A 24,013-nucleotide genomic window follows, 5' to 3' on the forward strand; every position below is an offset into this window, starting at 1 on the left:
ATGGTCTGTTGGAGGCAAAAATGGCATTATTCGCCTCTTACAGCAAAACTGGCATACGACCAGGTTCAGGCAGAAAGGTTATCAATGAGCTGGATTGAACGAATTAAAAGCAACATTACCCCAACGCGTAAAGCGAGCATTCCTGAAGGGGTATGGACGAAGTGTGATAGCTGTGGTCAGGTTCTGTATCGCGCAGAACTGGAGCGCAATCTTGAGGTGTGTCCGAAGTGTGACCACCACATGCGCATGACGGCGCGTAATCGCCTGCACAGCCTGCTGGACGAAGGTTCTCTGGTAGAACTGGGTAGCGAACTTGAGCCAAAAGATGTGCTCAAGTTCCGTGATTCCAAAAAATACAAAGACCGTCTGGCCTCTGCACAGAAAGAGACCGGCGAGAAAGACGCACTGGTCGTGATGAAAGGCACCCTGCACGAGATGCCAGTGGTGGCCGCAGCGTTTGAGTTCTCCTTCATGGGTGGCTCAATGGGCTCCGTGGTGGGGGCGCGCTTTGTGCGTGCTGTTGAGCAAGCGCTGGAAGACAACTGTCCGCTGATCTGCTTCTCTGCCTCTGGCGGTGCGCGTATGCAGGAAGCGTTGATGTCATTGATGCAGATGGCGAAAACCTCTGCTGCGCTGGCGAAAATGCAGGAACGCGGTCTGCCGTACATCTCTGTACTGACCGACCCAACCATGGGTGGCGTCTCCGCAAGCTTTGCGATGCTGGGCGATCTGAACATTGCTGAGCCAAAAGCGCTGATCGGCTTTGCCGGCCCTCGCGTTATCGAGCAAACCGTACGTGAAAAACTGCCGCCGGGCTTCCAGCGCAGTGAGTTCCTCATTGAGAAAGGCGCGATTGACATGATTGTCCGCCGCCCGGAAATGCGCCTGAAACTGGCGAGCATCCTGGCGAAGCTGATGAATCTGCCAGCGCCGAACCCGGATGAGCCGCGCGAAGGCGTGGTGGTACCGGATCAGGAACCCGAGGCCTGATAACTGAAAAGGGCAGGGCCGGTTGGCGCTGCCCTTTTGCTTTGTAAACTGTTAATGACAACCGGGCATCATGGAAAATAAAAGCATTCCCCAAGCCACGTCGCCCCTGGCCACGTGGCTTTCTTATCTGGAAAACCTGCACAGTAAAACCATCGATATGGGGCTTGAACGCGTAAGCCAGGTCGCTGCGCGTCTCGATGTGCTGAAACCGGCGCCGTTTGTTTTTACCGTCGCCGGAACCAACGGTAAAGGCACCACCTGCCGAACGCTGGAAGCTATCCTGATGGCAGCCGGTTACAAGGTTGGCGTTTACAGCTCTCCGCATCTGGTGCGCTATACCGAGCGGGTTCGCGTGCAAAACCGCGAACTGCCAGAGTCTGCGCATACGGCGTCGTTCGCGGAAATTGAAGCAGCGCGCGGTGAAATTTCATTAACCTATTTCGAATACGGAACCCTGTCGGCGCTGTGGCTGTTTAAGCAGGCGCAGCTGGATGTGGTGATTCTGGAAGTGGGTCTCGGCGGGCGTCTTGATGCCACCAATATGGTGGATGCCGATGTTGCGGTGGTCACCAGCATCGCGCTGGATCATACCGACTGGCTTGGCCCCGATCGCGAAAGTATCGGCCGTGAGAAGGCCGGTATTTTCCGCACGAATAAGCCTGCTGTGGTCGGCGAGCCGGATATGCCGCACACCATTGCCGATGTGGCAAAAGAGAAGGGCGCTCACCTGCTGCGACGTGATGTTGACTGGCAGTATGAGGTCCGGGACAACGGCTGGCGTTTCAGCGATGCACAGGGTGCGCTGGACAACCTGCCGCTGCCGCAGGTACCACAGCCTAACGCGGCAACCGCCCTGGCGGCACTGCGCGCAAGCGGACTGGCGGTGAGCGAACAGGCAATCCGCGACGGTATCCAGAATGCGATTCTGCCCGGGCGTTTTCAGATTGTCAGCGACGCTCCGCGGCTGATTCTGGATGTCGCACATAACCCGCATGCTGCGGCGTATCTCGCCGCGCGTCTCAAATCGTTACCAAAAACCGGGCGCGTGCTGGCGGTTATCGGTATGCTTCATGATAAAGATATCGGCGGTACGCTGGCCTGCATGGAGAGTGTTGTCGATAGCTGGTATTGTGCTCCTCTGGAGGGGCCGCGCGGCGCGACGGCTGAGCAGTTGCTGGAACATCTCGGCAAAGGCGCAATCTACAATAGCGTGGCTGAGGCCTGGCAAGCCGCGATGGCGGATGCTAAACCAGAAGATACCGTGCTGGTGTGTGGTTCGTTCCACACGGTGGCACATGTCATGGAAGTGATGGACGCGGGGAGAACCGGTGGCGAGTAAGTTTCAGAACCGTTTAACAGGAACCATTGTGCTGGTCGCGCTCGGGGTGATTATCCTCCCGGGTCTGCTCGACGGGCAGAAAAAGCATTACCAGGATGAATTTGCAGCCATTCCGCTGGTGCCGAAGCCGGGCGATCGCGACGAACCGGATATGCTGCCTGCGGCGACCCAGGCGCTGCCTGCTCAGCCGCCGGAAGGGGCGGCTGAAGAGGTGCGTGCAGGAGATGCGGCCGCACCGTCCCTCGATCCGTCTCGTCTGGCGGCGAATAACAACATCGAAATCGATCCGGTGCCGGTAGAGCAGCCGAAACCGGTTGAAAAACCGAAGCCGGTGGAAAAAACACAGCCGAAACCACAGCGGGATAAAACAGCAGAACAGCTGGCCGCAGCTTCAGAGACGCCGCCTGCGGCAAAACCGGCTCAGCAAGAGGCCGCGCCGACGGGGAAAGCCTACGTCGTGCAACTGGGTGCGCTGAAAAATGCCGATAAGGTCAATGAGGTCGTGGGTAAACTGCGCAGTGCGGGTTATCGCGTGTACACTTCACCTTCCACGCCAGTGCAGGGTAAAATCACCCGTATCCTTGTGGGGCCAGAAGCGTCTAAGGATAAGCTCAAAGGCTCGCTCGGTGAGCTGAAGCAGATCTCTGGCCTGAGCGGTGTGGTGATGAACTACAGCGCCAACTGATAAGGCTTCACCTCACATTCACCCTCTCCCCAGAGGGGCGAAGGGACGGTTTGCTCTCTCTCCCTTGAGGGAGAGGACTGGGGTGAGGGGGAATGGCAGGCGTCCACAGAGACGTCAAACGGAGGGGGCGTTGAACATTTTTTCAGCGCCTTTTTTATTTACGCGCGGGAAGGAAATCCCTACGCAAACGTTTTCTTTTTCTGTTAGAATTCGCCCCGAACTGGATGACAGGGCGTTAAATCGTGGGACACATATGGTCTGGATTGATTACGCCATCATTGCGGTGATTGGTTTTTCCTGTCTGGTTAGCCTGATCCGTGGCTTTGTTCGTGAAGCGTTATCGCTGGTGACATGGGGTTGTGCTTTCTTTGTTGCCAGTCATTACTACACTTACCTGTCTGTCTGGTTCACGGGCTTTGAAGATGAACTGGTCCGAAATGGAATCGCCATCGCGGTGCTGTTTATCGCGACGCTGATTGTTGGCGCTATCGTGAATTACGTGATAGGTCAGCTGGTCGAGAAAACCGGTCTGTCAGGAACGGACAGGGTGCTCGGGATCTGTTTCGGGGCATTACGAGGCGTGCTGATTGTGGCCGCGATACTGTTCTTCCTGGATACCTTTACCGGGTTCTCCAAAAGTGAAGACTGGCAGAAATCGCAGCTCATTCCGGAGTTCAGCTTCATCATCAGGTGGTTCTTTGACTATCTGCAAAGCTCGTCGAGTTTCTTGCCCAGAGCGTAACCCGCTCTGAGATGTGGCTTAACGAGGAAAAGACGAATGTGCGGTATTGTCGGTATCGCCGGTTTCATGCCGGTAAACCAGTCGATTTATGACGCGTTAACGGTGCTTCAGCACCGTGGGCAGGATGCTGCGGGTATCATCACCATTGATGCAAACAACTGCTTCCGTTTACGCAAGGCGAATGGCCTGGTAAACGATGTGTTTGAAGCCCGCCATATGCAGCGTCTGCAAGGTAATATGGGGATCGGTCACGTTCGTTATCCTACTGCTGGCAGTTCCAGCGCCTCTGAGGCACAGCCTTTTTACGTTAACTCACCGTATGGCATCACGCTTGCTCACAACGGCAACCTGACAAACGCCCATGAGCTGCGTAAAAAGCTGTTTGAAGAGAAACGTCGCCACATTAACACCACTTCTGATTCAGAAATCCTGCTCAATGTGTTTGCCAGCGAGCTGGATAACTTCCGCCATTATCCGCTGGAAGCGGACAATATCTTTGCCGCCGTTGCTGCGACAAACCGCCAGATCCGCGGTGCCTACGCCTGCGTGGCGATGATTATCGGTCACGGCATGGTCGCCTTCCGCGATCCAAACGGTATCCGTCCGCTGGTGCTCGGTAAGCGTGACCTGGGTGATGGCCGTACCGAATATATGGTTGCCTCTGAAAGCGTGGCGCTGGACACCCTGGGCTTCGAATTCCTGCGTGACGTAGCCCCTGGCGAAGCGGTCTACATCACTGAGAAGGGCCAGCTGTTTACCCGTCAGTGTGCAGATAACCCGGTTAGCAACCCGTGCCTGTTTGAATACGTCTATTTCGCCCGTCCGGACTCGTTTATCGATAAGATCTCCGTCTACAGCGCCCGCGTGAACATGGGAACCAAGCTGGGTGAGAAGATTGCCCGCGAGTGGGACGATCTGGACATCGACGTGGTCATTCCTATCCCGGAAACCTCCTGCGATATCGCCCTGGAAATCGCCCGCATACTGGATAAGCCATACCGTCAGGGGTTCGTGAAGAACCGCTACGTTGGCCGTACCTTTATCATGCCGGGTCAGCAGCTGCGCCGTAAATCCGTGCGTCGTAAACTGAACGCTAACCGCGCTGAGTTCCGCGACAAGAACGTGCTGCTGGTGGATGACTCTATTGTGCGTGGCACCACCTCGGAGCAGATTATCGAGATGGCGCGTGAAGCCGGTGCGAAGAAAGTGTATCTGGCCTCTGCGGCGCCGGAGATTCGCTTCCCGAACGTGTATGGCATTGATATGCCTACCGCGAACGAGCTGATTGCACACGGCCGTGAAGTGGACGAGATTCGCCAAATCATCGGTGCCGATGGCCTGATTTTCCAGGATCTGAACGATCTTATCGACGCGGTGCGTGCCGAGAATCCGGATATTCAGCAGTTTGAATGTTCCGTGTTCAACGGGGTATACGTCACTAAAGACGTGGACCAGCAGTACCTCGACTATCTTGATTCGCTGCGCAACGACGATGCCAAAGCCGTCCAGCTGCAAAACGATCTCGAAAGCTTAGAGATGCACAACGAAGGTTGATTGTGCAGGCAAGTGAGGGCCTTCGCCCTCACTTGCAACTCCCCGCAAAATCCTGCACAGTCTGCCCTGAAATCAGTAAGGGCGAAAATCATGAAACGACTCATTGTTGGGCTCAGCGGTGCCAGTGGCGCAATCTACGGCGTGCGTTTGTTACAGGTACTGCGTGACGTACCAGAAGTAGAAACCCATCTGGTGATGAGCCAGGCGGCGCGTCAGACTCTCTCCCTTGAAACCGATCTCTCTCTGCGCGATGTGCAGGCGCTGGCAAATGTTGTACACGATGCCCGCGATATCGCCGCCAGCATCTCCTCCGGCTCGTTTAAAACGGCTGGCATGGTTATATTGCCCTGTTCAATTAAAACCCTCTCCGGCATCGTTAACAGCTATACCGACACGCTGGTGACGCGTGCGGCGGACGTGGTGCTGAAAGAGCGTCGCCCTCTGGTGCTTTGCGTGCGGGAAACGCCGCTGCATCTGGGGCATCTGCGTTTAATGACGCAGGCCGCTGAACTGGGCGCGGTGATCATGCCGCCTGTGCCAGCGTTTTATCATCGCCCGACCTCGCTGGATGATGTGATTAATCAGACGGTTAACCGCGTGCTGGATCAGTTTGATATTGACCTGCCCGAAGACCTCTTCACCCGCTGGCAGGGTGCATGATTCTGTGCACAAACAGTGTGCATGAAAAGAGATGTTGCCCTGTTTCAGGGCAAAACTGCAACGGCGATCATATCCTCGACATTTAATTCGTTTTTTCCCTTTTTCTCTCTCCGGTTCGTTCGGCAGACCTGCTATCTTTCACCATTAAGGCAATATCGCAACGTTTTATTAACATATTTAACGTCGAATTTTTGACCAGACGGCAATGTGGCATAAGACCTGCAAGAGAAGCCTGCAACACAACACACAACACAATACATAATAAAATCACGGTATTTGAGGGTAAATGTATGAAGAAGACGGTTCTGGCTCTGTCTTTGCTGGTGGGGTTAAGTGCAGCAGCAGGTAGCTACGCAGCGCTTCCACAGACAGTGCGTATCGGTACAGACGCAACTTACGCGCCATTCTCATCTAAAGATGCGAAAGGCGACTTTGTTGGGTTTGATATCGACCTGGGTAATGAGATGTGCAAACGCATTGCGGTGAAATGCACATGGGTGGGCAGCGACTTTGATGCGTTAATCCCGTCGCTGAAAGCCAAGAAAATCGACGCCATTATCTCTTCTCTCTCCATCACCGAAAAACGTCAGCAGGAGATTGCCTTCTCTGACAAGCTCTACGCCGCGGATTCCCGTCTGATTGCGGCAAAAGGCTCCCCCATTCAGCCAACCATTGAGTCCCTGAAAGGTAAGCATGTCGGCGTGCTGCAGGGGTCGACTCAGGAAGGCTATGCCAATGCAAACTGGCGTGAGAAGGGCGTGGACGTGGTGGCTTACCAGAACCAGGATCTGATTTACTCTGACCTGGCAGCCGGTCGTCTGGATGCGGCATTCCAGGATGAGGTTGCCGCGAGTGAAGGCTTCCTGAAGCAGCCGGCAGGCAAAGACTACGCCTTTGCTGGCCCGTCCGTGAAAGACAAAAAGTACTTTGGTGACGGCACCGGTATTGGCTTGCGTAAAGATGATACCGAGCTGAAAGCCGCTTTCGACAAAGCGTTTGCAGAGCTGCGCAAAGACGGTACCTACGACAAACTGGCGAAGAAATACTTCGACTTCAACGTCTATGGTGATTGATGTTCGATGGCGATGCACCTGACTGGTGCGTTGCGGGTGTGATTGATCCAATATGGTGCGTTTTGTGCACTGTATTGGATCGCTATGTGCATACTTACGCATTTATAATGCAAAAATTCCCGTCTGAAAGGCATTAATCTTTGCCTGATGGCGTGGATTGATGGCACATTAGCACCACCCCGTCGTCGTAAAAATCACGTAAGAAGACAGTTTGTTGAGGACAGATATGAAAAAACTCGTGTTGTCGTTATCTCTGGTGCTGGCCTTTTCCAGCGCTACCGCGGCGTTCGCAGCCATTCCGCAGAAAATTCGTATTGGTACCGACCCTACCTATGCTCCGTTCGAATCAAAGAATTCGAAGGGTGAACTGGTCGGTTTTGACATCGATCTGGCTAATGAACTGTGCAAACGCATCAAAGCACAGTGTACCTACGTTGAGAACCCGCTGGATGCGCTGATCCCTTCGCTGAAAGCCAAAAAAATCGACATTATCATGTCCTCTCTTTCCATCACTGAAAAACGTCAGCAGGAGATTGCCTTCACTGACAAACTCTACGCGGCAGATTCTCGTCTGGTGGTGGCTAAATCGTCTGACATTCAGCCAACCCTCGAATCACTGAAGGGTAAACGCGTGGGCGTGCTGCAGGGCACTACTCAGGAAACCTACGGTAATGAGCACTGGGCACCGAAGGGGATTGAAATCGTCTCCTATCAGGGGCAGGAAAATATCTACGCTGACCTGACGGCAGGCCGTATCGACGCCGCTTTCCAGGATGAAGTCGCCGCGAGCGAAGGCTTCCTGAAGACGCCGGTAGGTAAAGATTACAAGTTTGGCGGTCCATCCATTAAGGATGTGAAGTTGTTTGGTGTCGGTACCGGTATGGGTCTGCGTAAAGAAGACAACGAGCTGCGCGAAGCACTGAACAAAGCATTTGCTGAAATGCGCGCTGACGGCACGTACGACAAACTGGCGAAAAAGTACTTCGATTTTAATGTTTACGGCGGCTAATCGCCCCGTCAAATAACGTGCGGCCCCTCCCACTCAGGGAGGGGAAAAGACACGGTCCACCACTCACGATACGACAGGGCTCGCGGTATGCTGTACGGATTTTCTGGCGTTATTTTACAGGGCGCGCTTGTCACCCTTGAGCTGGCTATCAGCTCCGTGGTGCTGGCGGTGCTGATAGGTCTGGCAGGCGCAGGGGCGAAGCTTTCGGCTAATAAACCGCTGGCGCTGATTTTTGAAGGCTATACCACGCTGATTCGCGGTGTTCCTGACCTGGTACTGATGCTGCTCATCTTTTACGGGCTGCAGATCGCGCTGAACAGCGTGACGGACGCCATGGGGATGGGACAAATCGATATCGACCCGATGGTGGCCGGTATTATTACCCTCGGTTTTATCTACGGCGCGTACTTCACCGAAACCTTCCGCGGCGCTTATATGGCGGTCCCGAAAGGGCACATAGAAGCGGCCACCGCATTTGGTTTTACCTCCTCTCAGACGTTTCGTCGGATCATGTTCCCGGCCATGATGCGCTACGCGCTTCCGGGCATTGGCAACAACTGGCAGGTTATCCTGAAGGCCACGGCGCTGGTCTCTCTGCTGGGGCTGGAAGATGTGGTGAAGGCCACGCAGCTTGCCGGTAAAAGTACCTGGGAGCCGTTCTACTTTGCGGTGGTGTGTGGCGTGATCTATCTGGTCTTTACGACCGTCTCCAATGGTGTGCTGCTTCTGCTCGAACGTCGCTACTCCGTGGGTGTGAAGAGGGCTGACCTGTGATTGAGATTATTCAGGAATACTGGAAATCGCTGCTGTGGACGGACGGCTATCGCTTCACCGGCGTGGCCATTACGCTGTGGCTGCTGATCTCCTCGGTGGTAATGGGTGGCATTCTGGCGGTGTTCCTTGCCATTGGCCGCGTGTCGAACAATAAATTCATCCAGTTCCCGATCTGGCTGTTTACCTATGTGTTTCGCGGTACACCGCTGTACGTACAGCTGCTGGTGTTCTATTCGGGCATGTACACGCTGGAGATTGTGAAAGGCACCGAGATGCTGAATGCCTTCTTCCGCAGCGGCCTGAACTGTACAGTACTGGCGTTGACGCTTAACACCTGCGCCTATACCACCGAGATTTTCGCCGGGGCCATTCGCTCTGTGCCTTACGGGGAAATTGAAGCGGCGCGCGCGTATGGCTTCTCGTCGGTGAAACTGTACCGCTGTATTATTCTGCCGTCGGCGCTGCGTATCGCGCTGCCAGCCTACAGTAACGAAGTGATTTTAATGCTCCACTCCACCGCGCTGGCCTTTACCGCCACGGTGCCGGACCTGCTTAAAATCGCCCGCGACATTAACTCCGCGACCTATCAGCCGTTTACCGCGTTTGGCATTGCGGCAGTGCTCTATTTGATTATTTCATACGTCCTGATTAGCCTGTTCCGTAAGGCGGAAAAACGCTGGTTACAGCATATAAAACCCTCTTCGACGCACTGAGAATGATGATGGCTGAGAACAAATTAAACGTAATTGATTTGCACAAACGCTACGGCGAACATGAAGTGCTGAAAGGGGTGTCGCTGCAGGCAAATGCAGGCGACGTGATCAGTATTATCGGCTCATCCGGCTCGGGTAAAAGCACGTTCCTGCGCTGCATCAACTTCCTTGAAAAGCCGAGTGAAGGCTCGATTGTGGTCAGTGGGCAGAACATCAATCTGGTGCGGGATAAAGACGGCCAGTTGAAGGTGGCAGATAAGAATCAGCTGCGTCTGCTCCGCACGCGCCTGACGATGGTGTTCCAGCACTTCAACCTCTGGAGCCATATGACGGTGCTGGAGAACGTAATGGAAGCGCCGGTTCAGGTGCTGGGGTTAAGCAAGCATGAAGCCCGCGAACGCGCGGTGAAATATCTGGCGAAAGTGGGGATTGATGAACGCCAGCAGATGAAGTACCCGGTGCATCTCTCCGGTGGTCAGCAGCAACGTGTCTCTATCGCCCGTGCACTGGCAATGGAGCCTGAGGTGCTGCTGTTCGACGAACCGACCTCCGCGCTGGACCCGGAACTCGTTGGCGAAGTGCTGCGCATCATGCAGAAGCTGGCCGAAGAGGGCAAAACGATGGTGGTGGTGACGCACGAGATGGGCTTTGCCCGTAACGTCTCGAACCACGTGATCTTCCTGCATCAGGGGAAAATCGAAGAGCAGGGGCACCCTGATGAGGTACTGGCGAATCCGCAAAGCCCGCGTTTGCAGCAGTTCCTGAAGGGGTCGTTGAAGTAGGTTTTGCCTTTCTTCCCTCTCCCTGTGGGAGAGGGCTGGGGTGAGGGCATCAGACCGCACCGCACTCCAGCCGATACACCCAGTCGTCGTACCGCACGCCGTCAATCTCATACGCCTTTTCAAGCACCTGCATGCGCGCAAACCCCGCTTTCTCCAGTACCCGCACCGACCCGCCGTTGTCCGCCAGCACGTAGGCGTTAATCGCTTTCACGCCGGTCTGGTTAAACGCATATTCACATACCGCGCGCAGCGCCTCACTGGCGATACCTTTCCCCTGTGCAGCAGGCACAACCGTATAGCCAATATCAGCCTCTTCACGATTCTCTGGGCTGATCTGCAGACCGATATCGCCCAGCGGCGTGTCATCATCACGAAAACGAATCACAAAAACGTGCGCCGCCGTTAAGCGCGCAGCAAATACGCGCCGGGTCTCTTTTTCCGGCGCGATGGCGGCCATGTAACGCATGATATTGCGATCTTCCCGCAGCGAGCGGAAGAAGGCCCAGTCAGTGGGTTCGAACGGGGTGAGGTGCAGACGGGGTGTGGTTATGGTTGCCATTGTTACGCCATTTCATCGGGATATGGCGTACAAATGTAACATATTCATCCCACTACATCCCCCAGAGCCTCTTCTAAGTCATACCAGCGAAACGCAAACCCGGCCGCTTCCAGCCGTTTAGGCAGCGCGCGCTGTCCGCCCAGCACCAGCACCGACGCTTCACCCATCATCAGGCGAATCACCGTCGCAGGCACGCGTAAAATCGCCGGGCGATGCAGAGCATGGCCCAGAGCGTGAGCAAACTGCTCATTTCGCACCGGGTACGGCGCAACCATATTGAACGGCCCACGTAGATCGTTATCCAGCAGCCAGAGAATACCGTTGACCATATCATCGATGTGGATCCACGCCAGATACTGACGCCCATTGCCGATGGGGCCACCCAGTCCGAGCCGGAACGGAGGAAGCATCTTCGCCAGAATGCCGCCTTTCGGTGCGAGCACCACGCCGGTGCGCAGCAGGCACACGCGGGTAGTATCGCTCTGCGCCGCACAGGCAATGCGTTCCCACTGGGCGCAGAGCTTATGGGTAAACTCGTTGTGCGGCGGCTCTTCTTCGGTCACGACCACCTCACCGAGGTCCCCGTAATAGCCTACCGCAGAGCCAGAAATCAGTACCGATGGCGGGGTATGACTGTTACGGATGAGCTCGACCAGCTTTTCGGTGATGTTCCAGCGGCTGCTGCACAACAGCTGTTTTTGCTCTTCCGTCCAGCGTTTGTCGGCGATGGCTTCACCGGCCAGGTTGATGACGGCGTCAAAGCCGTCCAGATTCTGCCGGTCAGCCAGATTTTTCCAGATGTCGATACCGGCACCCAGCACCTGACGCGCTTTCTCAGGGCTGCGCGTCACCACGGTAATGTCGTGATGTAACGCCTGCAGGCGCGCAATGAGATGACGGCCAATCAGGCCTGTACCGCCGGTCAGCAGAATCTTCATACAACCTCCAGGTTTACGCCTGGCGCTGCCAGCTTAACGTCATGGAGACGGAATCGGCGTAACGCAGGGCGTGAAGTTTATCGATCTCTACTTCAGCATAAGTGACCCAGTGATGTTCGCGTGCGATGTCGAGCACATCCTGAGTTAATTTTTCCAGCAGAGAGAAGCGGTTATTTTCCACGTACTGGATGATGCTTTTGGTAATCGTGCGATAGTTCAGCGCGTCATTGATGTCTTCACTGCCACGCGCCTTGTCTGCCGGATAGTGGATAACAACATTAATGACGATATCCTGACGGTTGGCGATCTCCTCGTCTTTGATACCGATAAACGTGCGTAAGCGTAAATTTTTTATACGAATAATAGCGTCATGCTGCGACATTGCAGGTCTTCTCCGTGTCAGTATTTCCTCCCCATAATACATGAGAGCCTGACAGGCGCCCAATCGGGCGCAGGCCTAAATCTCGTGGATTTTTTTCATTGCACGCTCGGTCGCCGGGCGGGTACGGATGCGCTCAAACCAGTTGTTGACTGCCGGATAAGACGCTAAATCAATGCGGTGGCGTTCATGGGTATTCACCCACGGCCAGGAGGCGATATCGGCGATACTGTAGTGATCGCCGCCGAGCCACGGCGTTTTCTCCAGCCGGTGGTTCAACACACCGTACAGGCGCTGCGTCTCCACCTGATAGCGCTCTATGGCATAAGGGATAGGCTGAGGGGCGTAAGCGGTAAAGTGGTGGTTCTGCCCCAGCATCGGCCCCAGGCCGCTTGCCTGCCAGAACAGCCACTGCAGCGTGTGGTGACGTTCGCGCAGTTCACCGCTCAGCAGTTTGCCGGTTTTCTCCGCCAGATAGAGCAAAATCTCCCCGGATTCAAACAGGCTCAACGGTTTGCCGCCATCGGCTGGCAGGTTATCGATGATGGCCGGGATTTTATTGTTTGGTGAGATGGCCAGAAAGAGAGGCCTGAACTGATCGCCTTTGCTGATATCCACGCGAATGATCCTGTAATCCAGCTCGGCTTCTTCAAGAAAAAGGGTGATCTTATGGCCGTTTGGAGTAGGGGCATAGTAAAGGTCGATCATTCTCAACTCCTGTCAGTGTGAAGTGTAATGCCATGACCAATGAGTATAGGTGGTTGTTGTAAATCGTGAGTTTTCATCAAGTGACAGCGACGCAAAGAGAATATATGTTGAGTGAATACCGATCAGCCGATGAGGATGTTATGAACCAGCCTGTAATCACGTTGTGGTCCGATGCCCAATTCTTTTCACCCTATGTCATGAGCGTGTACGTGGCGCTGGCGGAAAAAGGGCTGTCATTTAGCCTGAAAACCGTTGATCTGGACGGCGGTGAACACCTGAAACCGCAGTGGCAGGGCTACGATCTGACGCGGCGCGTGCCGGTACTGGACATTGATGGTTTCGCCCTGAGCGAATCGTCGGCGATCGATGAATACCTGGAAGATCGGTTCGCGCCACCAGAGTGGGAGCGTATTTATCCTCACGATCTGCAAAAGCGGGCCCGGGCACGGCAAATCCAGGCGTGGCTACGCAGCGATTTGGTGCCGATTCGCGTTGAACGCTCCACGGATGTGGTATTTGCGGGTGTGAAAAAGCCCACCCTGAGTACTGAGGGGGCGCTGAGCGCGCAAAAGCTGATTGACACCGCCACCTCGCTGCTGGCTCACGGTAACCCAAACCTGTTTGGCGAGTGGTGTATTGCCGATACCGACCTTGCGCTGATGCTGAACCGCTTGATCCTTAACGGCGATGCGGTGCCCCAGCTGCTGGTGGATTATGCCACTTTCCAGTGGCAACGTGCATCGGTGCAGCGCTATGTGGCACTCTCCGCTAAGCGCGTCGGCTGATAAGCCCTGGCGCATAAGGTATGATAAGGGCAGTCTGTTTTCTGAGGAGTGACTGATGAAACTGATGTTTGCGTCGGATATCCATGGATCGCTGCCCGCGACCGAGCGGGTTCTTTCCCTGTTTGCACAAAGTGGGGCGCAGTGGCTGGTTATTCTGGGTGACGTGTTGAACCATGGCCCACGTAACGCATTGCCGGAAGGCTATGCCCCTGCGCAGGTGGCGGAAAAACTCAACCCGTATGCCTCGCGCATTATCGCCGTGCGCGGTAACTGCGACAGCGAAGTGGACCAGATGCTGCTGCACTTCCCCATGACCGCTCCGTGGCAACAGGTGCTGCTGGAAAAATGCCGTCTGTTCCTCACCCATGGTCATCTTTTTAGCCCGGATAATCTCCCGGCGCTGGCCGCTGGCGATGTCCTGGTTTACGGTCATACTCATATTCCGGTAGCAGAAAAACGCGGGGAGATTTATCACTTCAATCCCGGTTCGGTCAGCATCCCGAAAGGCGGATACCCGGCGAGCTATGGCATGCTTGATGAGAATACGTTAAGCGTTATCGCACTTAATGATCAGCAAGTTATTGCACAGGTAGCGATTAATCCGTAAGTTACACCTCAACTGTAAACGCGCCGTAAGAGCGCTTAGACGAGAAGGTTTCCCGATGGTGGAGCAGAGTCATTTGGCAAGTACAGAGTGGGTTGACATTGTCAACGAAGAGAATGAAGTGATCGCGCAGGCCAGCCGCGAACAAATGCGCGCTGAACGCCTGCGTCATCGTGCGACGTACATTGTTGTTCATGACGGCATGGGCAAAATTTTGGTTCAACGCCGCACGGACACCAAAGATTTTCTCCCTGGTATGCTGGATGCCACTGCGGGCGGTGTCGTTCAGGCGGATGAGGTCCTGCTGGATTCCGCACGCCGTGAAGCGGAAGAAGAGTTAGGCATTGCGGGCGTACCGTTTGCCGAACATGGTCAGTTCTATTTCGAAGACGAACATTGCCGCGTCTGGGGCGGGCTGTTTAGCTGCGTTTCCCACGGGCCGTTCGCCCTGCAGGAAGAAGAAGTGAGCGAAGTGAGCTGGATGACGCCGGAAGAGATCACCGCGCGTTGTGACGAGTTCACGCCGGATTCGTTAAAAGCACTGGCGCTGTGGATGACCCGCAACGCCAAAAATGAATCGACCAAATCCGAGAAAGAAGAAGAGGCTGAATAAGCCTTAGCAGCTCTCCCTCAGACACAGACTGGATGCGATGGGTTTCTGATCGCGCCAGTCTCCGTCATTCAGACGTTCCAGTAATGCACGTCCCGCTTCAATACCAATCTTACGATGGGGCACTGCCATCGTCGTCAGCGGCGGCTGACAGACACGGCTGACGTCGCTGTCGCCAAACCCGACCACGGCCAGATCGTCCGGCACCTTGATACGCCTGCGCTGGCATTCGTACAGCGCGCCACAGGCCAGTTCATCTGAGACGCAAACCAGTGCATCCAGCTCCGGCCACGCCAGCAGAAATTCAGGAAGTTGTGCGGCCCCCGTAGAAAAACTCGGCGGCATGGCGGCATTTATCACCCGGTTAGGCGACATATGGTGGCGCAGCATCGCTTTGTACCAGCCCTGCAAATGCTGCTGGAATATCCACTGCTCCTGGTTGGCACACAGCAGGCCGATGTTCTGGTAGCCGCGTTTAATAACCATTTCCGTGAGTTCATACATGGCCGCGACGTTATCAATCCCGATGTTCATATCAATGGGATCGGCGCGCATGGCCCCCATTTCCATGACCGGAATCGAGGCGTTCTTCAGCCAATGGCGCACGGTGTCAGTATGTTCAACGCTGAGCAAAATCGCGGCGGCGATATTCGACGCCAGCAGCGTTTCCAGTAATTTCTCTTCCTGTTCAAGACGATGCTGGGATTCGGCCAGCATGATCTGATATCCGGCAGGCTGCAGCACCTGCTGGAGCCCGGCGAACATCTCTGAACAACCGGCTTCGGAAAGATTGGGAACGACCATCGCGATGGTCCATGACGAGGCCGAAGCCAGCGCGCTGGCAGCAAGGTTGGGCATATAGCCTAACTCTTGTACCGCGGCTTCTATTTTTTCTCGCAGTTTATCGGAAACCTGTTCAGGCGTGCGGAGAGCACGGGACACGGTCATTGTGCCCACACCGGCAAGCTGTGCGACATCGGCAAGTGTCACTTTACCGGTACTGCGTCGTTTTCGGGTTAGAGACATACACCTTCCTGCTGACAGGACGCCACTCATTTCATCCTTCGCTTCACGTGACAGGCAGTATACGCCTTAAATCCCTTTTTTTGCTGTGATTTCGCGCCAGGATGTCAATTTGATAGCGCTATCACATTTCTGAATGTTAGATCTTGGTAGCGCTATCTTTGTGATCCCGATCGCAGTCAATTCGTTATGCGTTGAATAAAGTTTGCTCATCTTTAGCGCAGTGTCGGGAGGGAAAATGCTGAAAAAGTGGATATATGATACAACCATCACGCTGCAGGATAGCGTTGAGAGTTGGCCGCAGGCGCTGGAGATGTGCGCGAAACCGTTGCTGGAGCTGCAGGTCATTGCGCCGGAGTACGTGACGGCCATCATTGAGCAGCACCACACTTTAGGACCCTATTATGTGCTGGCACCAGGGCTGGCCATGCCGCATGCGCGGCCGGAAGAGGGGGCGAAAGGACTGGGCCTCTCATTATTAAAACTCAGGAAGGGCGTTTCATTCGGTGCGGGCGAATTCGATCCTGTTGATGTGATCGTCATGCTGGCGGCACCGGATAAACATAGCCATATCGAAATGATCTCCGCGCTGGCCGAATTATTCTCAAGCGATGAGGACATGGCTGAATTACATCAGGCGAATACCCTGGAGGAAATAAAAACGGTAATCGACCGCTTCTGATTTAATTATTTAATCCGACTTGTCACAACATTACGCGCAAGCGTGATGGGACATACTCTACGCAAAAAAAGGGGACAACAATGAAAATCATGGCTATTTGCGGTTCTGGCCTGGGCAGTAGTTTTATGGTCGAAATGAATATTAAAAAAGTGCTCAAGAAGCTGGATATTGACGCCGAGGTTGAGCACTCCGATCTCTCATCAGCCACGCCCGGTGCGGCCGATCTGTTCGTGATGGCGAAAGATATTGCCGCCAGCGCCAGCGTGCCGGAAAGCCAGCTGGTGGTGATCAACAACATCATCGATATCAACGAACTCGAAGCGCAGCTGCGCGCCTGGTTCGAAAGACAATAACCCTGATAAGGCGAGGTGGATATGTTTATCCTTGAAACGCTGAATTTCGTTGTTGATATTTTAAAAGTCCCGTCAGTACTGGTGGGGTTAATTGCCTTAATTGGTCTGGTTGCGCAGAAAAAAGCATTTTCTGATGTCGTAAAAGGCACAATTAAAACGATTCTTGGCTTTATTGTTCTGGGCGGCGGCGCCACGGTGCTGGTGGGGTCATTAAATCCGTTAGGCGGTATGTTTGAACACGCCTTTAATATCCAGGGCATTATTCCCAATAATGAAGCGATTGTTTCCATTGCCCTGGAAAAATACGGTGCTTCGACCGCGCTGATTATGGCGTTCGGCATGGTGGCAAATATCATCGTCGCCCGCTTTACCCGACTGAAGTACATCTTCCTGACCGGGCATCACACCTTCTACATGGCGTGCATGATTGGGGTGATCCTCACGGTTGCGGGCTTTGAAGGGGTAGGGCTGGTCTTTACAGGGTCGCTGATCCTCGGGCTGGTCATGGCCTTCTTCCCGGCGATTGCGCAGCGTTATATGAAGCGCATTACCGGCAACGATGATATTGCTTTCGGCCACTTCGGCACCCTGGGCTATGTGCTGTCCGGCTGGATTGGCAGCAAGGTCGGCAAAGGTTCACGTTCAACCGAAGAGATGAACCTGCCGAAGAACCTGAGCTTCCTGCGCGACAGTTCGATCTCCATCTCTCTGACCATGACGATTATCTACCTGATCATGGCGGTGAGCGCCGGGCGTGAGTACGTCGAGGCTACCTTCAGCGGCGGTCAGAACTACCTGGTCTACGCCATTATCATGGCAATCACCTTCGCCGCAGGGGTGTTCATCATCCTGCAGGGCGTACGTTTAATTCTGGCAGAAATCGTCCCGGCCTTTACCGGTTTCTCCGAAAAACTGGTGCCCAATGCGCGTCCGGCCCTGGACTGCCCGGTGGTCTATCCGTATGCGCCCAACGCGGTGCTGATTGGCTTCCTGTTCAGTTTCCTCGGGGGGATTGTGGGGTTAATTATCTGCGGCCAGTTTAACTGGGTGCTGATCCTGCCAGGCGTGGTGCCGCACTTCTTCACCGGCGCAACCGCGGGCGTGTTTGGTAACGCCACCGGTGGACGTCGCGGGGCAATGATTGGCGCTTTTGCCAACGGGCTTTTAATCACCTTCCTGCCGGTGCTGTTGCTGCCTGTGCTGGGAGCCATTGGCTTTGCCAACACCACGTTCTCGGACGCTGACTTCGGCGCCGTCGGGATTGTGCTTGGCAACCTGGCGCGCTTCCTGTCACCGCTGGCCATCACCGGGCTTGTCGTTGCGTTGTTCGCGCTGCTGGTGGCGTACAACGTGTTCGCGAAAAACAAATCTGCGGGTGGTAATGCGCAGGAAAACACCGGAGCCAAATCATGAATGAGAATGAGATAACCGAACTGGCGCGTCAAATTCGACTCGAGACCCTGAAATCGCTGACGCAACTGGGATTTGGTCACTACGGCGGCAGTATGTCGGTCGTCGAAACCCTGGCTGTACTGTACGGCGCGGTAATGAAAATTGACCCGGCAGACCCGGACTGGCCTGAACGAGACGACTTTGTCCTGTCGAAGGGCCATGCGGGACCGGCCCTGTACAGTACGCTGGCGATTAAAGGCTATTTCCCGATGGAAGAGCTGAGCACGCTTAACCAGAACGGAACGCGCCTGCCAAGCCATCCGGACCGGCTAAAAACACGCGGTGTGGATGCCACGACCGGTTCGCTTGGCCAGGGGATCTCCATCGCGGGTGGCATGGCGCTGTCGCACAAGCTGGCCGGGCGGTCAAATCGGGTCTTTTGCATCGTCGGTGACGGCGAGCTGAACGAAGGGCAGTGCTGGGAAGCGTTCCAGTTTATAGCCCACCATCGTCTGAACAACCTGACGGTATTTGTAGACTGGAATAAGCAGCAGCTCGATGGCGAGCTGGATGAGATCATCTGCGCGTTTGACCTGGAAGGGAAATTCCGCGCCTTTGGTTTTGACGTGGTAACGGTGAAAGGAGATGACATACCGGCACTGCTGAAGGTCACTGCACCGGTTCCGCCAGCGGATGCGCGTCCGCGGGTGGTGATCCTCGACAGCATCAAAGGACAGGGGGTGGCGTATCTGGAACAGCTGGGTAACTCGCACCACCTGCGATTGACAGCAGAGAGCAAAGCGGCCCTCAACGAGGCGATCCGCCAGCTGGAGGTAACTCATGATTAAGGTTGCACCTGCAGGACAGAAAGATGCCATAGAAATGCGTAAGGTTTACGCCGGTTTTGTGGCGAAACAGATTGAGGCCGGGAGCGAGATTATCGCCCTGGAGGCGGATCTGATGAGCTCCATGGCGATGGATGGCGTGGCACGTGATTATCCGCAGCACGTGATCAACTGCGGCATTATGGAGGCCAACGTGATCGGTACCGCGGCAGGGCTGTCGCTCACCGGCCGTAAGCCGTTTGTCCACACCTTTACCGCGTTTGCCAGCCGTCGCTGCTTCGACCAGCTGTTTATGTCCCTGGACTACCAGCGCAATAACGTGAAGGTCATTGCTTCGGATGCGGGCGTGACGGCCTGCCATAACGGCGGCACGCACATGTCGTTTGAGGATATGGGTATTGTGCGTGGCCTGGCGCATTCGGTGGTGCTGGAGGTGACCGACGCGGTGATGTTTGAAGACATACTGTGTCAGCTTATCGACCTCGACGGGTTCTACTGGGTACGTACTATCCGTAAACAGGCGCCGAGCGTGTATGCCCCGGGTTCAACGTTTACCATCGGCAAAGGCAATGTGCTGCGCGAAGGAAGCGACATTACCCTGATTGCCAACGGCATTATGGTGGCCGAAGCGCTGGAAGCGGCCCGTCAGCTTGAGCAGGAGGGCGTTAGCGCAGCAGTGATAGACATGTTCACCCTCAAGCCCATCGACCGGATGCTGGTGAAAAACTACGCCGAGAAAACCGGGCGGATCGTGACCTGCGAAAACCACAGCATTCACAACGGGCTGGGCTCGGCGGTGGCGGAAGTGCTGGTGGAGACCTGCCCGGTACCGATGCGTCGCGTGGGCGTGAAAGAGCGTTACGGCCAGGTAGGGACGCAGGAGTTCCTGCAGAAGGAGTATGGCCTGACGGCACACGACATTGTATCGGCGGCGCGGGAGCTGCTGTAAATAAAAAAGGCGACCCGTGAGTGGTCGCCTTTTTGTTGCCCGGTGGCGCTAGCGCTTGCCGGGCCTACGGTCCTGTAGGCCGGATAAGCGAAGCGCCATCCGGCAAGACCTTATTTACTGCTGCTGTGAAGACTGGATCGCGGTCAATGCGATGGTGTAGACGATATCGTCTACCAGCGCGCCACGGGACAGGTCGTTCACAGGTTTGCGCATACCCTGCAGCATTGGCCCGATGGAGATCAGGTCGGCAGAACGCTGTACCGCTTTGTAGGTGGTGTTACCGGTGTTCAGATCCGGGAAGATGAACACGGTAGCGCGACCCGCAACCGGAGAGTTAGGCGCTTTGGATTTCGCAACATCAGCCATTACGGCGGCATCGTACTGCAGCGGGCCGTCGATCATCAGATCAGGACGTTTTTCCTGTGCAATACGGGTCGCTTCACGCACTTTCTCTACATCGCTACCTGCACCAGAGGTGCCGGTGGAGTAGGAGAGCATCGCGACGCGCGGTTCGATACCGAAGGCAATCGCGGAGTCCGCAGACTGAATCGCGATCTCAGCCAGCTGCTCTGCAGTTGGATCCGGGTTGATCGCACAGTCGCCGTAAACGTAAACCTGTTCAGGCAGCAGCATGAAGAACACGGAGGAAACCAGAGAGCTGCCTGGAGCCGTTTTGATCAGCTGCAGCGGTGGACGAATGGTATTCGCGGTAGTGTGAACCGCACCGGACACCAGGCCGTCAACTTCGTCCTGTTCCAGCATCAGCGTACCCAGTACCACGTTGTCTTCCAGCTGCTCACGCGCAACGGCTTCGGTCATGCCCTTGCTCTTACGCAGTTCAACCAGACGAGCAACATAACTTTCGCGAACCACGTCTGGATCAACGATTTCGATGCCAGCGCCCAGCTCAACGCCCTGAGACGCCGCAACGCGGTTGATCTCATCCGGGTTACCCAGCAGCACACAGGTTGCGATGCCGCGCTCTGCACAGATGGCAGCCGCTTTCACGGTACGTGGTTCATCGCCTTCTGGCAGAACAACACGTTTGCCCGCTTTACGCGCCAGCTCGGTCAGCTGGTAACGGAAGGCCGGAGGAGACAGACGACGGCTGCGCTCGGAGGTTGCGGTCAGGGATTCGATCCAGTCAGCGTTGATGTAGCTTGCAACGTATTCCTGAACCTTCTCGATACGCTCGTGGTCATCAACCGGCACTTCCAGGTTGAAGCTCTGCAGGCTCAGGGAGGTCTGCCAGGTGTTGGTGTTGACCATGAATACCGGCAGGCCAGTCGCGAACGCGCGTTCGCACAGCTTGCTGACGCGTGGATCCATCTCGTAAGCACCGGTCAGCAGGATAGCGCCGATTTCAACGCCATTCATCGCGGCCAGGCAGGCAGCAACCAGCACGTCTGGACGGTCTGCGGAGGTCACCAGCAGGGAACCCGCACGGAAGTGTTCCAGCATGTGTGGAATGCTACGTGCGCAGAAGGTCACGGATTTCACGCGGCGGGTATTGATGTCGCCTTCGTTGATCACGGTGGCGTTCAGGTGACGCGCCATATCGATGGCACGGGTGGCAATCAGATCGAAGCTCCACGGCACCGCGCCCAGAACCGGCAGCGGGCTGGATTCCTGCAGTTTAGCCGGGTCAACTTTAATGACTTTCGCTTTGGAAGAGTCGTCGAAGATCTCGGACAGGTCAGGACGCGTACGGCCCTGCTCATCCACAGGCGCATTCAGTTTGTTGACGATTACGCCCGTGATGTTGGTGTTTTTGGTACCACCGAAGCTGCTGCGGGTCAGTTCGATACGCTCTTTCAGCTGCTCTGGGGTATCTGTGCCCTGAGACATCACAAAGACGATCTCGGCGTTCAGGGTTTTTGCAATTTCGAAGTTCAGCGACTGGGCAAACTGGTGTTTGCGGGTCGGAACCAGGCCTTCAACCAGCACCACTTCCGCGTCTTTTGTATTGGCGTGGTAGTTGGCGATGATCTCTTCCATCAGCACGTCTTTCTGGTTGCTGGAGAGCAGAGATTCAACGTGGTTCATCTTCAGCGGTTCAGCCGCTGGCAGATTGGAGTTCTTACGAACGATGGTGGTGGTCTGGTCTGGCGCATCGCCACCGGCACGTGGCTGGGCGATTGGCTTAAAGACGCTCAGACGAACGCCTTTGCGTTCCATAGCACGGATCACGCCAAGGCTGACGCTGGTCAGGCCGACGCTGGTTCCGGTAGGGATCAGCATAATAGTACGGGACACGGTTTATCCTCTTTCGTTACCGCCTGATTGTGGCGGGTGACAAAACAGCACCGCCAGCATAGCTGGCGGTGTGGAATCAGGCAGTCAGACGGTGCGCGTCTTGCGCGATGACCAGCTCTTCGTTTGTTGGGATAACGAGAGCAGGGCGGGTGCCTTCTTTGTTGATGAAGCCAGACTTGCCGAAGCGGGCAGCCAGGTTACGCTCGTGATCAACTTCGAAGCCCAGAACGCCCAGTTTGCCCAGGGACAGTTCGCGAACCATTGCCGCGTTCTCACCGATACCACCGGTGAAGACAACCGCGTCCAGACGGCCATCCATCAGCGCAGTGTAAGAGCCGATGTATTTCGCCAGACGGTGGCAGTAAACGTCCATTGCACGTTTTGCGTCTTCTTTCTCTGCGTAGTTGTCTTCAACGTAACGGCAGTCGCTGGTGACTTCGGTCAGACCCAGCAGGCCAGACTCTTTGGTCAGCATTTTGTTGATCTGGTCAACGCTCATGCCCAGGGTGTCGTGCAGGTGGAAGATGATCGCCGGGTCGATGTCACCGGAACGGGTACCCATCACCAGACCTTCCAGCGGGGTCAGACCCATGGAGGTATCAACACATTTACCGTTGCGGATAGCAGAAACAGAACCACCGTTGCCCAGGTGGCAGGTGATGATGTTCACTTCTTCAACCGGTTTGTTCAGCACTTTTGCCGCTTCCTGAGTCACATAGAAGTGGCTGGTGCCGTGTGCGCCGTAGCGACGAACACCGTGCTCTTTGTAAAGGCTGTACGGCAGGGCATAGAGGTAAGACTCTTCCGGCATGGTCTGATGGAACGCGGTGTCGAACACGGCCACGTTTTTATCTTTCAGATTCGGGAAGGATTTCAGTGCTTCAGCGATACCGATCAGGTGCGCCGGGTTGTGCAGCGGAGCAAAAGAGGCTGAGTCTTTGATGCCCTGGATAACAGAGTCGTCGATCACGACGGAGCTGGTGTATTTCTCGCCACCATGGACGATACGGTGACCAATCGCAGTCAGCTGAGCAGACAGTTCTGGTTTTTGTGCCAGAATAGTGTTAACGATAAAGTTCAGCGCTTCACTGTGAGCGGCGCCTGCACCTAAAGCCGCTTCTTGTTTGCTGCCGTCCATCTTCCACTTGATACGTGCTTCAGGCAGATGGAAACATTCGGCCAAACCAGAGAGGTACTCGTCACCATTGAGCGCATCGATGATGGCGAATTTCAGTGAGGAGCTACCGCAGTTCAGAACCAGTACTAACTTACTCGACATGGAAGTACCTATTATTGATACGTGGCTAAAAAAACGTCAAAGAGTCTAAAAGCGTAACGCATGCTGACCCAGACATTTATGATTAACATCATGCCAAACGAACATTCTGGCAGGATGGAAGAAATATCTATGATTTTATGCCATTTTGAACATTTTTCAGACAATGGCATAATATGCGATAATTTGACGAGTTAACGATTCTCGTCTATGGCCCTATCAGGCTGGCACAGGATACCCGATACGGGGTAGTGATGACAAAATATTTTGAACGTTGTCATAGCTTGTTGTGGTTTTGCACGAAAATTTTAATTTTTATATGTGAAGTTGAGG

General features: G+C 55.0%; 26 protein-coding genes. 19 read left to right on the forward strand and 7 right to left on the reverse strand.

Translation table 11 applies throughout. The features are described from left to right. The first annotated feature begins 84 nt into the window (after positions 1–84). The 11 genes from accD (at position 85) to hisP (ending at position 10,321) form a co-directional block, all read left to right on the forward strand. Complete coding sequence (accD, locus tag ACTJJI_RS07720; protein WP_013098138.1) at positions 85–990, forward strand: acetyl-CoA carboxylase, carboxyltransferase subunit beta; 906 nt, start codon at positions 85–87, stop codon at positions 988–990. A 70-nt stretch (positions 991–1,060) separates the two neighbouring features. Then, on the forward strand, positions 1,061–2,329 hold the full coding sequence (gene folC, locus ACTJJI_RS07725) for a bifunctional tetrahydrofolate synthase/dihydrofolate synthase (protein ID WP_014832788.1): 1,269 nt from the start codon (positions 1,061–1,063) through the stop codon (positions 2,327–2,329). Continuing rightward, positions 2,319–3,014: a cell division protein DedD gene (gene dedD / locus ACTJJI_RS07730; RefSeq protein ID WP_046888271.1), complete on the forward strand. Its 696-nt coding sequence runs from the start codon at positions 2,319–2,321 to the stop codon at positions 3,012–3,014. The genes folC and dedD overlap by 11 nt, the downstream gene beginning before the upstream one ends. 253 nt (positions 3,015–3,267) lie before the next feature. Beyond that, on the forward strand, positions 3,268–3,756 hold the full coding sequence (cvpA, locus tag ACTJJI_RS07735; protein WP_000262116.1) for a colicin V production protein: 489 nt from the start codon (positions 3,268–3,270) through the stop codon (positions 3,754–3,756). Between the two features lie 36 nt (positions 3,757–3,792). Further along, positions 3,793–5,310 (forward strand): amidophosphoribosyltransferase, encoded by a 1,518-nt coding sequence (gene purF, locus ACTJJI_RS07740; RefSeq protein ID WP_014832786.1) that lies wholly within the window; start codon positions 3,793–3,795, stop codon positions 5,308–5,310. Positions 5,311–5,400: 90 nt separating this feature from the next. Next, complete coding sequence (locus ACTJJI_RS07745) at positions 5,401–5,970, forward strand: UbiX family flavin prenyltransferase (protein ID WP_014832785.1); 570 nt, start codon at positions 5,401–5,403, stop codon at positions 5,968–5,970. A gap of 290 nt (positions 5,971–6,260) precedes the next feature. Next, positions 6,261–7,043 carry a lysine/arginine/ornithine ABC transporter substrate-binding protein ArgT gene (argT, locus tag ACTJJI_RS07750; protein WP_014832784.1) on the forward strand — a complete coding sequence of 261 codons (783 nt, stop codon included), beginning with the start codon at positions 6,261–6,263 and terminating at the stop codon, positions 7,041–7,043. Between the two features lie 226 nt (positions 7,044–7,269). Then, positions 7,270–8,052, forward strand: a complete 783-nt coding sequence (gene hisJ / locus ACTJJI_RS07755) for a histidine ABC transporter substrate-binding protein HisJ (RefSeq protein WP_014832783.1) — start codon at positions 7,270–7,272, stop codon at positions 8,050–8,052. Positions 8,053–8,139: 87 nt separating this feature from the next. After that, positions 8,140–8,826, forward strand: coding sequence for a histidine ABC transporter permease HisQ (locus ACTJJI_RS07760; RefSeq protein WP_014832782.1), 687 nt, complete (start codon positions 8,140–8,142; stop codon positions 8,824–8,826). Beyond that, positions 8,823–9,539 (forward strand): ABC transporter permease, encoded by a 717-nt coding sequence (locus tag ACTJJI_RS07765; protein WP_008502590.1) that lies wholly within the window; start codon positions 8,823–8,825, stop codon positions 9,537–9,539. Before ACTJJI_RS07760 ends, ACTJJI_RS07765 begins: the two co-directional genes overlap by 4 nt. An 8-nt stretch (positions 9,540–9,547) precedes the next feature. Beyond that, positions 9,548–10,321: a histidine ABC transporter ATP-binding protein HisP gene (gene hisP / locus ACTJJI_RS07770; RefSeq protein ID WP_014832781.1), complete on the forward strand. Its 774-nt coding sequence runs from the start codon at positions 9,548–9,550 to the stop codon at positions 10,319–10,321. A 49-nt stretch (positions 10,322–10,370) separates the two neighbouring features. Here the strand turns inward: hisP and ACTJJI_RS07775 are convergent, their stop codons facing one another. From ACTJJI_RS07775 to yfcG, 4 genes are all read right to left on the reverse strand, one after another. Beyond that, positions 10,371–10,880 carry a GNAT family N-acetyltransferase gene (locus ACTJJI_RS07775; RefSeq protein WP_047361110.1) on the reverse strand — a complete coding sequence of 170 codons (510 nt, stop codon included), beginning with the start codon at positions 10,878–10,880 and terminating at the stop codon, positions 10,371–10,373. A gap of 44 nt (positions 10,881–10,924) precedes the next feature. After that, entirely contained in the window at positions 10,925–11,818 is an 894-nt protein-coding gene (locus tag ACTJJI_RS07780; RefSeq protein WP_153907732.1) for a TIGR01777 family oxidoreductase, read from the reverse strand. A gap of 13 nt (positions 11,819–11,831) precedes the next feature. After that, entirely contained in the window at positions 11,832–12,200 is a 369-nt protein-coding gene (folX, locus tag ACTJJI_RS07785; RefSeq protein WP_014832778.1) for a dihydroneopterin triphosphate 2'-epimerase, read from the reverse strand. Between the two features lie 75 nt (positions 12,201–12,275). Next, on the reverse strand, positions 12,276–12,905 hold the full coding sequence (gene yfcG / locus ACTJJI_RS07790; protein ID WP_440653580.1) for a GSH-dependent disulfide bond oxidoreductase: 630 nt from the start codon (positions 12,903–12,905) through the stop codon (positions 12,276–12,278). A 140-nt stretch (positions 12,906–13,045) separates the two neighbouring features. On the opposite strand from yfcG, the gene yfcF reads away from it, so the two are divergent. The 3 genes from yfcF to yfcD are packed head-to-tail and all read left to right on the forward strand — an operon-like array spanning position 13,046 to position 14,907. Continuing rightward, positions 13,046–13,690 carry a glutathione transferase gene (gene yfcF / locus ACTJJI_RS07795; RefSeq protein ID WP_014832776.1) on the forward strand — a complete coding sequence of 215 codons (645 nt, stop codon included), beginning with the start codon at positions 13,046–13,048 and terminating at the stop codon, positions 13,688–13,690. Between the two features lie 55 nt (positions 13,691–13,745). Next, positions 13,746–14,297 carry a phosphodiesterase gene (yfcE, locus tag ACTJJI_RS07800; RefSeq protein WP_014832775.1) on the forward strand — a complete coding sequence of 184 codons (552 nt, stop codon included), beginning with the start codon at positions 13,746–13,748 and terminating at the stop codon, positions 14,295–14,297. Positions 14,298–14,352: 55 nt separating this feature from the next. After that, entirely contained in the window at positions 14,353–14,907 is a 555-nt protein-coding gene (gene yfcD / locus ACTJJI_RS07805; protein ID WP_013098123.1) for an NUDIX hydrolase YfcD, read from the forward strand. Between the two features lie 3 nt (positions 14,908–14,910). Here yfcD and ACTJJI_RS07810 read toward each other — a convergent pair whose 3' ends face one another. Then, positions 14,911–15,930, reverse strand: a complete 1,020-nt coding sequence (locus ACTJJI_RS07810) for a LacI family DNA-binding transcriptional regulator (RefSeq protein WP_013098122.1) — start codon at positions 15,928–15,930, stop codon at positions 14,911–14,913. A 235-nt stretch (positions 15,931–16,165) separates the two neighbouring features. Between ACTJJI_RS07810 and ACTJJI_RS07815 the strand changes: the two genes are divergently transcribed. The 5 genes from ACTJJI_RS07815 (at position 16,166) to ACTJJI_RS07835 (ending at position 20,148) form a co-directional block, all read left to right on the forward strand. Then, positions 16,166–16,609 carry a PTS sugar transporter subunit IIA gene (locus ACTJJI_RS07815; protein ID WP_014832773.1) on the forward strand — a complete coding sequence of 148 codons (444 nt, stop codon included), beginning with the start codon at positions 16,166–16,168 and terminating at the stop codon, positions 16,607–16,609. An 80-nt stretch (positions 16,610–16,689) separates the two neighbouring features. Beyond that, complete coding sequence (locus ACTJJI_RS07820) at positions 16,690–16,962, forward strand: PTS sugar transporter subunit IIB (RefSeq protein ID WP_014832772.1); 273 nt, start codon at positions 16,690–16,692, stop codon at positions 16,960–16,962. A 21-nt stretch (positions 16,963–16,983) separates the two neighbouring features. Then, positions 16,984–18,375, forward strand: a complete 1,392-nt coding sequence (locus tag ACTJJI_RS07825) for a PTS ascorbate transporter subunit IIC (protein WP_440653581.1) — start codon at positions 16,984–16,986, stop codon at positions 18,373–18,375. Continuing rightward, on the forward strand, positions 18,372–19,202 hold the full coding sequence (locus ACTJJI_RS07830; RefSeq protein WP_063424826.1) for a transketolase: 831 nt from the start codon (positions 18,372–18,374) through the stop codon (positions 19,200–19,202). The genes ACTJJI_RS07825 and ACTJJI_RS07830 overlap by 4 nt, the downstream gene beginning before the upstream one ends. Further along, positions 19,195–20,148 (forward strand): transketolase family protein, encoded by a 954-nt coding sequence (locus ACTJJI_RS07835; RefSeq protein WP_050861144.1) that lies wholly within the window; start codon positions 19,195–19,197, stop codon positions 20,146–20,148. The genes ACTJJI_RS07830 and ACTJJI_RS07835 overlap by 8 nt, the downstream gene beginning before the upstream one ends. A gap of 114 nt (positions 20,149–20,262) precedes the next feature. On the opposite strand, the gene pta is transcribed toward ACTJJI_RS07835, so the two are convergent. Further along, positions 20,263–22,404 (reverse strand): phosphate acetyltransferase, encoded by a 2,142-nt coding sequence (pta, locus tag ACTJJI_RS07840; RefSeq protein ID WP_014832768.1) that lies wholly within the window; start codon positions 22,402–22,404, stop codon positions 20,263–20,265. 76 nt (positions 22,405–22,480) lie between these two features. Beyond that, complete coding sequence (gene ackA / locus ACTJJI_RS07845) at positions 22,481–23,683, reverse strand: acetate kinase (protein ID WP_013098115.1); 1,203 nt, start codon at positions 23,681–23,683, stop codon at positions 22,481–22,483. Between the last annotated feature and the right edge of the window lie 330 nt (positions 23,684–24,013).

This window comes from Enterobacter sp. 22466 (assembly GCF_052044775.1).
Lineage (GTDB): Bacteria > Pseudomonadota > Gammaproteobacteria > Enterobacterales > Enterobacteriaceae > Enterobacter > Enterobacter dissolvens.